Origin of the sequence: Rhizomicrobium sp. (genome assembly GCA_037200985.1) — a bacterium.
GTDB lineage: Bacteria > Pseudomonadota > Alphaproteobacteria > Micropepsales > Micropepsaceae > Rhizomicrobium.
On the sequence record JBBCGJ010000001.1, the window covers coordinates 2,671,216 to 2,683,861 of the forward strand.

The window sequence follows — 12,646 nt, forward strand, 5'->3', positions numbered from 1 at the left end:
TCAGGCCGCCACCAGATTGCGCAGCACGTACTGCAATATCCCGCCGTTCTTGTAGTAGGACACCTCGTCCGCCGTCAGGATCATCAGGAAGAGCGGCATCGCCGCCGTCCGCCCGTCAGGATAGTGCACCGTCGCCGTCACCTTCATCTGCGGCTTGATCTCGCCCGACAGGCCCGGGATGTCGATCGCCTCGCGGCCCGTGAGCGCGTAGTCGCGCCGCGTCTTGCCTTCCGCGAACACGAAGGGCGCCACCCCCATGCCGATCAGGTTGGAGCGGTGGATGCGCTCGAAGCTCTCGGTGATCACCGCGCGGATGCCGAGCAGCTTCGGCCCCTTGGCCGCCCAGTCGCGCGACGAGCCGGTACCATATTCCTTGCCGCCGATCACCACGGTATCGATGCCGTCGGCCTTGTATTTCGCCGCCGCGTCGAAGATCGACATCGCCTCGCCCGACGGCGCGCTTTCGGAGAAGTACAGCGTGTTGCCGCCCTCCTTGCCGCCCATCATCTCGTTGCGGATGCGGATGTTCGCGAAGGTGCCGCGCTCCATCAGCTCGAAATTGCCGCGCCGCGCGCCATAGGAGTTGAAGTCCTCTTGCCGCACCTGGTGCTCCTGCAGATAGATGCCGGCGGGAGACGCCGTCTTGATGTTGCCGGCCGGCGAGATGTGGTCGGTGGTGATGGAATCGCCGAACAGCGCCAGGATGCGCGCCTTCTCGATGTCCTTCACCGGCTGCGGCTCGATCGTCATCCCCTCGAAGAAGGGCGGGTTCTTCACATAGGTCGACGCCATCGGCCATTGATAGGTCTGCGTCTTGGGCGCCTTGACCTTGCGCCAATTGGCGTCGCCGAGGAACACGTCGCCGTAGCGCGACTTGAAGCTGGAGGTCTTGATGCCCTTGCGCATCGCGTCCGCGATCTCCTTCGGGCTCGGCCAGATGTCCTTCAGGTAAACCGGCTCGTTCTCCTTGTCGTAGCCGACCGGCTCCTTGGTCAGGTCGATATTGATCGAGCCGGCCAGCGCATAGGCGACGACCAGCATCGGCGAGGCCAGGTAATTGGCGCGCACCAAAGGATGCACGCGGCCCTCGAAATTGCGGTTGCCCGAAAGCACCGCCGCGGTCACGAGGTCGGCCGAGGTGATCGCCTCGGTCACGTTGTCCGGCAGCGGGCCGGAATTGCCGATGCAGGTGGTGCAACCATAACCGACCAGCTGGAAGCCCAGCTTGTCGAGGAATTTGTTGAGGCCGGCCTTCTCCAGATAATCGGTCACGATCTGGCTGCCCGGCGCCAGCGAGGTCTTGACCCAGGGGCGCACCTTCAATCCGTGCTCCACCGCCTTTTTGGCGACGAGGCCGGCGCCGATCATCACGCTGGGATTCGAGGTGTTGGTGCAGGAGGTGATCGCGGCGATCACGACGTCGCCATGGCCGATGGAATGCTCGGTGCCGGCGAGCTTGGCGCGGCGGTTGGCGTCGTCTTCCTTCTTGTAGGTGTTCATCAGGGCGACGGCGAATTCGTGCGCCGCGCTGCCCAGCGGCACGCGGTCCTGCGGCCGCGCCGGGCCCGCGAGGCTCGGCTCGACGGTGTCGAGGTCGAGCGACAGCGTGTCGGTGAACTCCGGATCGGCGCTCTTGGCGGTGCGGAACAGGCCCTGCGCCTTGGCGTATTTCTCCACCAGCGCGACGCGGGCGGGCTTGCGCGCGGTGGCCTTCAGATAGCGCAGCGTCTCCACATCGACCGGGAAGAAGCCGCAGGTCGCGCCGTATTCCGGCGCCATGTTGGCGATCGTCGCGCGATCTTCGAGCGACATGTCGTCGAGGCCGGGGCCGTAATATTCCACGAACTTGCCGACCACGCCCTTCTTGCGCAGCATCTGGGTGACGGTGAGCACCAGGTCGGTCGCGGTCACGCCTTCGCGCAGCTTGCCGGTCAGGCGGAAGCCGATAACTTCGGGAATGAGCATGGAGATCGGCTGGCCGAGCATCGCGGCCTCCGCCTCGATGCCGCCGACGCCCCAGCCCAGCACCGAGAGGCCGTTGACCATCGTGGTGTGGCTGTCGGTGCCGACCAGCGTGTCGGGGAAGGCGTATTCGACGGCCTTCGCGCCGTCCTTTTCCTTGCGGGTCCACACCGTCTGCGCGAGATATTCGAGGTTCACTTGGTGGCAGATGCCGGTGCCCGGCGGCACGACGCGGAAATTCGCGAAGGCCTGCTGGCCCCAGCGCAGGAACTGATAGCGCTCCGAATTGCGCTCATACTCGACGACGACGTTCTTCCTGAACGAATCGCGCGCCCCGAAATTGTCGACCATCACCGAGTGATCGATGACGAGGTCGACCTCGGCCAAGGGATTGATCTTCTCCGGATCGCCGCCGAGGTTCTTCATCGCGTCGCGCATCGCCGCCAGATCGACCACGGCGGGCACGCCGGTCAGGTCCTGCATCAGCACGCGCGCCGGGCGGAAGGCGATCTCGCGATCGGAGCTCTTCTTGTCCAGCCAGCCGACCACGGCCCTGATGTCGTCGGCGGTCACGGTCTTGCCGTCCTCGTAGCGCAGCAGATTCTCCAGCAGCACCTTCAGCGAATAGGGCAGCCGGGACGCGCCCTTAAGGCCGTTCTTCTCGGCGGCGGCGAGGCTGAAATAGGCATAGGTCTTGCCGCCCACCGTCATCGTCCGGCGGGATTTGAAGGAGTTGAGACTGGTCACGGGAGCGTCCTTCGCGAGGGGGATGGGCGCGGTATTAGTCCCGTTTTCCCGGAAATCCAAGGTCCCGCAACGTCACGGTGGCCCACCGCGACGCCTCGTGACAAAATGCGAATAAAGAGGGGGAAAACATCATGGGCGCGGAGCACGTCCGGGTCGAGCGCAAGGGCGAGATCACCACCGTCATCATCGACCGGCCTGAGGCGCGCAATGCGGTCGACCGGCCGACCGCCGACGCCCTCGTGAACGCCTTCCTCGCTTTCGAGCACGACAACGACCAGAAGGTCGCGGTGCTGTGGGGCGCGGGCGGCACGTTCTGCGCCGGCGCCGATCTCAAGGGCCTGAGCGAGGGCCGCGGCAACCGGCTGACCGCGCCCAGCCAGCATTTCGATCCCCATTCCGGCGACGCGCCGATGGGGCCGACGCGCATGCGCCTCCTGAAGCCGGTGATCGCGGCGATTGCGGGCCATGCGGTGGCGGGCGGACTCGAACTCGCCTGCTGGTGCGACCTTCGCGTGGCGGAGGAGGATGCGGTGTTCGGCGTGTTCTGCCGCCGCTGGGGCGTGCCCCTGATCGACGGCGGCACGGTGCGCTTGCCGCGCCTCATCGGCCAATCGCGTGCGCTCGACATGATCCTCACCGGCCGGGCGGTCGGCGCGGAGGAGGCCCATGCCTGGGGCCTCGCGAACCGGATCGTGGCGAAGGGCGACGGCCGCCGCGCCGCGGAAGACCTTGCGCTCGAGATCTCGCGCTTCCCGGAAATCTGCATGAAGGGCGACCGCGCCTCGGTCTACGACCAATGGGACTTCGACCATCACCATGCGATGATGCACGAGTTCAAATTCGGCACATCGACCTTGCAGACCGGCGAGTCGCGCGCCGGCGCCGCGCGCTTCGCCGGCGGCAAGGGCCGCGGCGGCCGCTTCGACGACCTTTAGGTCCCGGTCCCAAATTCGCCCCATTCCCTTGTTAGCAGGACCCTGGGGGTCGTGCCGGCGAAGAATCGGCGCGCCGTGAGCGGCTGCAGACAAGAAGGCTCGAATGCCCAGACGTGGGATCCTGTTCGCGGCGATCGCGATGCTGGCGTCCGTCGGCATGGTCCACGGCCAGGAAGGCCTGGGCGACCGCATGCTGATCGACCGGCTGGGCGACATCCAGACCGGCACCTACACCGCGAGCAGCGGCACGACGTTCACGCTCAACGCCTATGCCGACAATTATGTGCTGCGCTTCGCCGGCAATCCCGAGATCTTCGTCCTGTACGTCAATCATGCCTCGCTCGGCGGCCGCGTGCTGAAATACGATTCGGGCGAGACCGCGCTCGCCGTCTCCGGCTGGGGCGCGCTCACGATCTATACCGATGCGCAGCCCGGCGGGCTTCCCGCCGAACGCACAGGCAACAGCGCGGCCCCGAGCCTGCCGCCGCTCTCGCTCGCCGACATGCAGAAGGCGGCGGCCGACGAGTCCGCGCATCTGGCCTATGCGCGCGGCCTGCGCATAGCCTTCGTGGCCGACTGGGCGGCGCTGGCGGAGGATTCGGGCCTGCGGGCGCTCACCTTCGACGCGATGCAGAACGCGGCGCGCGGTCTCGACCGCTTCACCGCCAACCCCGCTGCGCGCGCGCTCCTGGGCGCGAAAATGGACACGGTGCACATGGCGACCGGCGGCAAGCCGACCATCGGGCTGCGCGGTCGCACGCTGGTCGTGACCTTCGTGCCGTCGCACGGCCTGGTGGGACGCGCCTCTTCTCACGGCATCGCGCGCGCGCTCGGCCGGCTGTTCGACCTGCCGACTGCGGGCTAACCCGGCTCGAAGCCGTCCGGCGCGAGCTCGAAGGTCGCGAAATCGAATCCCGGCGCGACCGTGCAGCCGACCAGCGTATAGGCGCCCGAGGATCGAGCGCTCTGCCAGCCGCGGGCGGGGACAATGACCTGCGGCCGCTGGCCCTTGGCGATGTCGTTGCCGAGCACATGCGTCACCGCCGGGCCGCGCAGCGGCGCGATCGACAGTTCGAGCGGGCTGCCGCGATAGAAGTGCCAGACCTCCGCCGCGTCGATGCGGTGCCAGCGCGAGACCTCGCCCTTGCGCAGCAGGAAATAGATCGCGGTGGAATGGGCGCGGCCGCGCCCGCCGGCGCGGTTGTCGCGAAAGGCTTCGCGATAATGCCCGCCCTCGGGATGGGGCCGCATCTCAAGCAGGCGAATGAGATCGTCGGCCTCGCTTACGCTTGTCCGGCTCACGCACTACGCTCGATGGACACGTGCTGCGGATAGAAAGCGAGATGGTCCTTGATCGCGGTCATCGCCGGATAGGGCGTCTCGTAGCTCCACACCGCATTGGCCGCCTGGGCGCCGCCGGCGCCGAGGTCGAAATAGCTCGCATCGCCCTTGTAGGGGCAATGCGTCGAATGCGCGGTGCGCGCGAAATGCGTCATGTCCGCGTCGCCGCGCGGAATGTAGAGCACGGCCGGATAGGTGGACTCGCGCAGCTCGAGCGCGTGGCGCGTATCGGCGACGATTTCGCCGCCGAAGCGCACGACGATGCGGCCCTTGGCGGGCTCGATCGTGATCGGATGGTCTGGGCCTGGCAGCTTCATGCCGCGGTTTTAGCAGCCACGACGCCTTCGGCAAACAGGCTTCGCGCGCCGCGCGCGACGAGCACCCTCATCCCCGCCGCGACCGAGAGGCTGTCAGCCAGCGCATTGTGCGCCCGTCCCTCGAAAGGCACGCCGAGCTTCGGCCCGATATCGCAGGAATGCAGCCCGCTCGTGTCCAGGCCGTTGGCGCGGAACCAGGGGCGCAGGTCGCGGAACTCGGGCGTCCGCGCCGGCGGCGTCATCCCGTAGAGACGCATGTTCTCGTCGAACACCAGCTCGTCGCGGCCGAAGGCGGCGCACACCCCGCCATCGGCGAAGGCGAGGAAGGCCGCATAGGCCTCGGCAAAATCGCGTCCCTGCTCGCGCAGGATCTGGGAGGTGATGCCGGTCAGCCTTTCCAGATAGGGCGAGATGCCGGAGTTGATCCGTGGACGGACAAAAACCGAGAACGTCTCGCGCACCGCAAGGCTCAAGGGATCGACCTTCACCGCCCCGATCTGGACGATCTCCTTGAACTCGCCCGGCCTCAGCCAGCGGTGGCGCATCGAGCCTTCCCAGGCGGTGAATTCCAGGTCGTAGATGACGGCGATGGACACTTGAGCGTGCGTTCCGCGAATCGGTGGCGACTACTTATACGTGCAAACCCGAATCAAACCTGGACCATAATTAATGCATTATTAAGACCCTCGGCAGACCTTAGGGGTCTGTTCGTCTCCCGATCGGAGGCCCCATGGCCGCGCGCGCAAATCCGCTTTTCGACATCGCCTCGCCCGCACCGGCGCAAGCCGAGGCGCCGTTGCCGAACGCCTTGTCCCGGCTGGCGCAAATCCATGCCGACGCGGTGGAAACCGCGCGGCTCGCCAATCTCCTGGGGCGCTCGCTCCATGCGACGATCGCGATCGCGGCGCTCGCCGCGCTGGCCCTGGCGCTGGGCGGAGGTGCCGGTCTCTCGCGGACGGTCGCGTGGACGGTCCTCCTCGCGGTCGGCCTTCTCGCCATGCTGCGCGCCTATGCTTACGCCATGCGCCAGCCCTTCGAGCGCGCCGGCCTTCACGCCTTCGCGCAGGACATCCATGCCTGCCTTCTCTATGCGGGATTTGCATGGGGGGCCGGCGCGTTCCTGGCCCTGCCCGCAGCCGCGCCCGGCGGTGCCGCGCTTCTGTTCGCAGCCGCACCCGCCATTGCCGTCGCCGCGTTGTTGCGCGAGCGGCAGGCGCTGCTTCTGTTTCTTGCGCCGGTCGCGGGCCTGACGTCATTGGCTTGCGTCATACGGCCTTTCGCGGGCGGCGCGCTGGCGGCGGGTCTTGTGCTGATGGCCTGCGCCGCGGTCGCCATCGCGATGCAATTCGTTGCGCGCGCCGGCGAGGCGCGGCCCGGCGCGGTGCTGCCGCACGGCCTCACCGCCTCGTAAATATCACAATCGCAAGGGTTTTCCGGCGCGGGGCGAGAGGATAGTCTCCGCCCCGAAACGAGAAAGCGTCCGCGCGCCGCCGCCGGAAAGCTTCCGAGGCCTCCATGTCGCTTGCCCCGTCCGACGATTCCGCCCACGTCACGCGCCGGAACGAGGCCGATGCGGCGGAGCGATTGGCGGCGGGCGCAAGGCTCCTGGACGATCCGGCGGAACGCTCCTTCTACGACGCCTTGTTCGGCAACGCCCCGCCCGACGATGTGAACCGCTATGCCCCGGAAGGATTGGCCGCACTCGCCCGCCTGGTACGCAAGCGCGCCCTGGCGCATCGGCCGGGCGGCAGCGACGTGTTCCTCTTCTGCGCCCGCGACGAGGACAAGGACTATGCAGAGAACGACACGGTCCTCGTCGCGGTCAACGACGACAAGCCGTTCCTGTTCGACTCGCTGATCGCCGACGTGACGGCGGGCGGCGGGCGGCTGCGCGCGGTCTTCCACCCCATCGTGCAGCAGAACGGCCAGGCGGTGAGCGTGATCGTGCTGGCGCTGGAGCCGATCCTGAACGAGGTGCGCCGCGCCGCGATCCTGCACAGCGCCAAGGCGACCTTCGCCCAGGTTGCGGTCGCGGTCCGCGACTGGCGCGCGATGACGGCGCGCCTGCGCGAGTCGATCGACGGGCTGAAGGCCAATCCGCCCAAGGTCACAAAGGAGGAATTCGACGAAAGCGTTGCGCTCCTCGAATGGCTCGGCGACAACCATTTCACCTTCCTAGGCTCGCGCGACTACGATTTCGATCCGGCGGGCGACGGCGCATTGGTGCCGGTGGCGCATAGCGGCCTGGGCGTGCTCAGCGATCCCGACGCGCGCGTCATCCGCCGCGGTCCCGACCGCGCCGCGCTGACGCCCCAGGTGCGCGCCTTCCTCACGCAGCCCTCGCCGCTCATCATCACCAAGTCGAACGAGCGCAGCCTGGTGCATCGCCGCGTCCATATGGACTATGTCGGCGTGAAGACCTTCGGGGCGGACGGCAAGCTGACCGGCGAGCGGCGCTTCGTCGGCCTCTTCACCTCCGGCGCCTACAGCCGAAGGCCCAGCGACATCCCGCTCCTGCGCCGCAAGGTCGCCGACGTTCTGGCCCATGCCGGCCTGCCGCCCGCCAGCCATGACGGCAAGGCTCTCGCCCATATCCTCGACACCTATCCGCGCGACGAGCTGTTCCAGATCTCGGAAGAAGACCTGTTCGCGATCGCGCAGGGCATCCTCAGGCTCGGCGAGCGCCCCACGGTCCGCGTCTTCCTGCGCTTCGACCGCTTCGACCGCTTCGTCTCCGCCCTCGTCTTCGTGCCGCGCGACCGCTACGACACCCATGCGCGCGAACGCATCCACGAGATCCTCGCCAAGGCGCTGAACGGTCGGCTCTCCTCCGCGACGCCGACCATCGACGATTCCGTGCTGGCGCGGGTGCATTACATCATCGACCGCAACGAAGGCGCGCGGCCGCGGGTCAGCGTCCACCAGCTCGAGGAGCAGATTCGCGGCGCCATCCGCACCTGGGACGACGGCTTCGCCCAGGCGATGGAAGCGGTACATGGCGAGACCGAGGGCATGCGGCTGACCCAGGAGCGACAGGCGCATTTCTCGCCCGGCTATCGCGGCTCCTTCACGCCGATGGAGGCGGTGCACGACCTGGACGAGATCGCGGGGCTCGCGAAGCTCGAGGCCGGCTTCAAGATCAAGGCGCGGGTCTATCGCCGCCACGCCGACGCGCATGATGCGCTGCGGCTCAAGCTCTACATCCTGGGCGAGGTGATGCCTTTGTCGGCCTCGCTGCCGATCTTCGAGAATCTCGGCCTGAAAGTGATCGCGGAGGATTCCTTTCCCGTCACGCTCAAGACCGGCGACGGCTGGACGCACGAAGCCAGCGTTCTCGACTTCGCGATGGAGCGCGCCGACCAGGTCGCCGCCGATCTCGCCGTCATCAAGCAGCCGCTGGAAGACGCGTTCCATGCCATCGTCGAAGGGCGGGCCGAGAGCGACGGCTTCAACCGCCTGGTTCTGAGCGCCGGCCTTGCCTGGCGCGACGTCACCATCCTGCGCACGGTCGCGAAATTCCTGCGCCAGGCGGGCTTCGCCTTCAGCCAGGACTATGTCGAGCACACGCTGGCGCGCAATCCCGACCTCGCGGCCTTGCTGGTCGCGCTGTTCCACGCCAGGAACGATCCGGCCAACGCGGAAGATCGCGACGGCGCCGCGGCGGCGGTCGCCAAACGGATCGACGGCGCGATGGGCGACGTGCAGAGCCTGGACGACGACCGCATCATCCGCCGGCTGCGCAATGTCGTGGACAATGTGCTCCGGACGAATTTCTACCAGCGCGACGAACCGGGTGCATTTAAGTCCTATGTCGCGATCAAGCTCGACTCGCAGAAGCTCGACGAACTGCCGCTTCCCCGCCCGCATGTCGAGATCTTCGTCTATGCCCCCGAGGTCGAAGGCGTGCATCTGCGCTTCGGCAAGGTGGCGCGCGGCGGCATCCGCTGGTCGGACCGGCGCGAGGACTTCCGCACCGAGATCCTGGGCCTGGTGAAGGCGCAGCAGGTCAAGAACGCCGTGATCGTGCCGGTCGGCGCCAAGGGCGGCTTCTATCCCAAGACGATGCCGGCGAACCCGACGCGCGACCAGAGCCAGGCCATCGGCATCGCCGCCTACAAGGTGTTGATCGAAGCCTTGCTCGACGTCACCGACAATCTCCACGCCGACGGCTCGGTCGTGCCGCCGAAGGACGTCGTGCGCCATGACGGCGACGATCCCTATCTCGTGGTCGCGGCCGACAAGGGCACCGCCACCTTCTCCGACATCGCCAACGGCATCGCGGAAGCGCGCGGCTTCTGGCTCGGCGACGCCTTTGCCAGCGGCGGCAGCCATGGCTACGACCACAAGAAGATGGCGATCACCGCGCGCGGCGCCTGGGAAGCGGTCAAGCGCCACTTCCGCGAGCTCGACGGCCGCGACATCCAGACTCAGCCCTTCACCTGCGTCGGCGTCGGCGACATGTCGGGCGATGTGTTTGGCAACGGCATGCTGCTGAGCCAGCAGACGCGCCTGCTGGCGGCGTTCGACCACCGCCACATCTTCCTCGATCCGGATCCCGATCCGCAGGCGAGCTGGATCGAGCGCAAGCGGCTGTTCGACCTGGCCCGGTCGAGCTGGGCCGACTACGACAAGGCGCTGATCTCTCCGGGGGGCGGCGTGTTCGCGCGCACGCTCAAGGAAATCCCGCTGACGCCGCAGATGAAAGCGGTCGCGAGCGTGACGGTCGACAAGCTGTCGCCGGGCGAACTGATCAAGGCGCTGCTCAAGGCTGAAATCGATCTTCTGTTCTTCGGCGGCATCGGGACCTTCATCAAGGCGTCGACCCAGAACAATCTGGAGGCCGGCGACCGCGCCAACGACGCGGTGCGCGTCAACGGCGCGGAAGTTCGCGCCAAGGTGATCGGCGAGGGCGCCAATCTGGGCGTCACGCAGCAGGGGCGTATCGAATATGCCCGCGCCGGCGGGCGCATCAACACCGATGCGATCGACAATTCGGCCGGCGTCGACACCTCCGATCATGAGGTCAATCTGAAGATCCTGCTCGGCGGCCCGCAGCGGCGTGGCGAGCTGACGCCCGCGGCGCGCGACGAGCTCCTGAACGCGATGACCGACGACGTCGCGGCGCATGTGCTGAAAGACAATTACGATCAGACGCTGGCGCTCACCGTCGCGCAGGGCCGCGCCGTGCGCGACCTCGACGCCCATGGCCGCTACATGCGCGACCTGGAACGCCGCGGGCGGCTCGACCGCGCGGTGGAATTCCTGCCGGGCGACAGCGAACTGCAGAAGCTCGAGAACGAGACCAAGGGCCTGACCCGGCCCGAGCTCGCCGTGCTGCTCGCCTATGCCAAGCTCGACCTCGACGCGGAGATCGTGACGAGCGACCTGCCCGACGATCCGGCCTTCGCCGCCGTGCTCGCGGGCTATTTCCCGCCCGCCGCGGTAAAGCAATTCCCCGGCGCGCTCGAACAGCATCGCCTGCGCCGCGAGATCATCTCGACCGCGCTCGCCAACCGCCTCGTCAACCTCGCCGGTCCCGTCTTCGTCTCGCGCATGATGGAGATGTCCGGCGCGCCCGGCGCCCATGTCGCGCGCGCCTTCGTGGTGGCGGAGGGCGCCTTCGGCCTCGCCGCGCTCAAGGCCCGCATCGATGCCCTTGACGACAAGGTCGACGCAGCGGTGCAGACCGCGATGTACACCGACATCTCGGAAATCCTGCGCCGACTGGGCCTGTGGTTCATCACCAATGTGCCGGCCAATGCCGACCTCGCCTCGACCGTCGCGCTCTACCGGGCCGGCGTCGAAAGCCTGCGCGGCACCTTCAACACCCTCGTCTCGCCTTATGACGCCAGCGACACCGAAGGCCATATCAAGCGCCTCACCGACGCGGGCGTGCCGCTCGACGTCGCGGAGGACGTCGCCGTGCTGCCGCTGATGAGCGGCGCGCCGGAGATCGCCCAGCTCGCGCGCAACCGTTCGCTCAGCCTCGACCTCGTCGCCGGCGCCTATTTCGCGATGGGGGCGATCATCGGCGTCGACCGGCTGCGCGGCCTCGCGGCCCGCATCTCCGCGACCGAGCATTGGGACCGTCTCGCGATCCGCCGCATCGTCGACGATCTCTTCGCCGGCCAGCGCGCGCTGACCGCCGAGGCGCTGGAAGGCGCCGCCGCGCAAGGCGGCCGCGCCGACGGATCGGACGCGGTCAAGGCCTGGGCGCAGGCGCGCGGCGAGACGCTGGAGCGCGCCAGGAGCTTCCTCGACGCGCTTGAGCGCAGCGGCGATCTCTCCATCGCCAAGCTGACCCTGGCGAACAGCCAGATCCGCGAGCTCGCGGCGCGCTGATCCGGGATACGATCGGGTCGGCAGTCACCTGTTCGTGAAGTCGGCGACTTCGCCGAGTGCCTCGGCGGCCTCGGGCAGATGTGCAAGGAAGGCGTGCCAAATGTGCGGCAGATCCGGCCAGAGGCTGAGATTCACCCTGACGCGAGCCCTTTCCAGCCGGTCGGCGAACGTCTTGCTGTCATGGAGAAGCGCTTCGCTCGTGCTCACCTGGATCAGGGTCGGAGGGAATTTGCCGAGTATCGCCATGGGTGCAAATACGGGCGACACCAGCGGATCCGCCGCGCTCTGCGATGACGATAGATAGGAGCTGACGGAGAAGGACAGGACTTCCGGCGTGCAGACCGGATCATCGAGGCCGATCCGCTCCGACATCGATACGTTGTCGAGCGTGCCGGCAATGAGCACGAGCCGATCCGGCATGCGGGCTCCTCTTTCGGCGAGCCTGACGCACAATGCCGCCGAGAGATTTCCACCGGCAGAATCGCCGGCCACGCTGATCCGCTCCGCGGGATCGCGGCCGGCCAGGCCCGCTTTCCCGCTCGCCGGCCCGTTGGCCAAGGCCCAATCGAACGCCTTGACGCAATCTTCGAGTCCGGCCGGAAACGGATGCTCCGGTGCGAGCCTGTAGTCGACCATCAGGATGCTCGCGCCCGAGAGCCGTGCGAGGGTTGCCGAGAGGGGACGGTAGTCAAGAGGCGAGCCGCCGGACCACCCGCCGCCATGGATGTATACGATCCTGCGTGCCTGGCTTGCGCCTTCGGCCGTGACCCACTCGGCGGCAACGCCGTTCGCGACGACCGGCGCGAAAGTGATGCCCTCCAGGCTGACCGCTGGGCCGACATCGCCATAGCGCGACAGCGTCGCGCGCATCGCGGTCAGCCATTGCCGTTGCGGGTCGCCGATCCCCGACAGATCGACGCCGGCGGCAAGGCCGGCGAGGTGTTGGAACACCCGATCGAGTTCCGGGCGGCGCGGGCGGGAGCTTTGTTCCGGCATGTTCAC

Annotated in this window: 9 protein-coding genes; 4 read left to right on the plus strand and 5 right to left on the minus strand. The window is 67.6% G+C overall.

All coding sequences use genetic code 11. The annotated features are described in order from the left end of the window. A complete protein-coding gene (gene acnA, locus WDN01_13165; GenBank protein MEJ0026970.1) occupies window positions 1-2,709 on the minus strand; it encodes an aconitate hydratase AcnA in 2,709 nt (902 codons plus the stop codon). Between the two features lie 131 nt (window positions 2,710-2,840). Here acnA and WDN01_13170 point away from each other — a divergent pair, with 131 nt between their 5' ends. Then, window positions 2,841-3,644, plus strand: coding sequence for a crotonase/enoyl-CoA hydratase family protein (locus WDN01_13170; protein MEJ0026971.1), 804 nt, complete (start codon window positions 2,841-2,843; stop codon window positions 3,642-3,644). A gap of 103 nt (window positions 3,645-3,747) precedes the next feature. Beyond that, a complete protein-coding gene (locus WDN01_13175; protein ID MEJ0026972.1) occupies window positions 3,748-4,509 on the plus strand; it encodes a DUF4908 domain-containing protein in 762 nt (253 codons plus the stop codon). Here WDN01_13175 and WDN01_13180 read toward each other — a convergent pair. From WDN01_13180 to WDN01_13190, 3 genes are read right to left on the minus strand one after another with little or no spacing between them, the layout of a single operon-like run. Then, complete coding sequence (locus tag WDN01_13180; protein MEJ0026973.1) at window positions 4,506-4,946, minus strand: cupin domain-containing protein; 441 nt, start codon at window positions 4,944-4,946, stop codon at window positions 4,506-4,508. The genes WDN01_13175 and WDN01_13180 overlap by 4 nt on opposite strands. Beyond that, window positions 4,943-5,302 carry a DUF427 domain-containing protein gene (locus WDN01_13185; GenBank protein ID MEJ0026974.1) on the minus strand — a complete coding sequence of 120 codons (360 nt, stop codon included), beginning with the start codon at window positions 5,300-5,302 and terminating at the stop codon, window positions 4,943-4,945. The genes WDN01_13180 and WDN01_13185 overlap by 4 nt, the downstream gene beginning before the upstream one ends. Then, window positions 5,299-5,898 (minus strand): 3'-5' exonuclease, encoded by a 600-nt coding sequence (locus tag WDN01_13190; protein ID MEJ0026975.1) that lies wholly within the window; start codon window positions 5,896-5,898, stop codon window positions 5,299-5,301. Before WDN01_13190 ends, WDN01_13185 begins: the two co-directional genes overlap by 4 nt. A 134-nt stretch (window positions 5,899-6,032) precedes the next feature. Between WDN01_13190 and WDN01_13195 the strand changes: the two genes are divergently transcribed. Further along, complete coding sequence (locus WDN01_13195; protein MEJ0026976.1) at window positions 6,033-6,713, plus strand: hypothetical protein; 681 nt, start codon at window positions 6,033-6,035, stop codon at window positions 6,711-6,713. Between the two features lie 104 nt (window positions 6,714-6,817). Further along, the gene (locus WDN01_13200; protein ID MEJ0026977.1) at window positions 6,818-11,644 is read left to right on the plus strand and encodes an NAD-glutamate dehydrogenase; all 4,827 of its coding nucleotides are present in this window, start codon (window positions 6,818-6,820) and stop codon (window positions 11,642-11,644) included. A 24-nt stretch (window positions 11,645-11,668) separates the two neighbouring features. Here the strand turns inward: WDN01_13200 and WDN01_13205 are convergent, their stop codons facing one another. Continuing rightward, on the minus strand, window positions 11,669-12,640 hold the full coding sequence (locus WDN01_13205) for an alpha/beta hydrolase (GenBank protein ID MEJ0026978.1): 972 nt from the start codon (window positions 12,638-12,640) through the stop codon (window positions 11,669-11,671). Between the last annotated feature and the right edge of the window lie 6 nt (window positions 12,641-12,646).

Bases quoted from the DNA above. Each gene is read 5' to 3' on its own strand.
- WDN01_13170 (MEJ0026971.1), top strand. From the start codon at position 2,841: ATGGGCGCGGAGCACGTCCGGGTCGAGCGCAAGGGCGAGATCACCACC.
- WDN01_13175 (MEJ0026972.1), top strand. From the start codon at position 3,748: ATGCCCAGACGTGGGATCCTGTTCGCGGCGATCGCGATGCTGGCGTCC.
- WDN01_13185 (MEJ0026974.1), bottom strand. From the start codon at position 5,302: ATGAAGCTGCCAGGCCCAGACCATCCGATCACGATCGAGCCCGCCAAG.
- WDN01_13195 (MEJ0026976.1), top strand. From the start codon at position 6,033: ATGGCCGCGCGCGCAAATCCGCTTTTCGACATCGCCTCGCCCGCACCG.
- WDN01_13200 (MEJ0026977.1), top strand. From the start codon at position 6,818: ATGTCGCTTGCCCCGTCCGACGATTCCGCCCACGTCACGCGCCGGAAC.
- WDN01_13205 (MEJ0026978.1), bottom strand. From the start codon at position 12,640: ATGCCGGAACAAAGCTCCCGCCCGCGCCGCCCGGAACTCGATCGGGTG.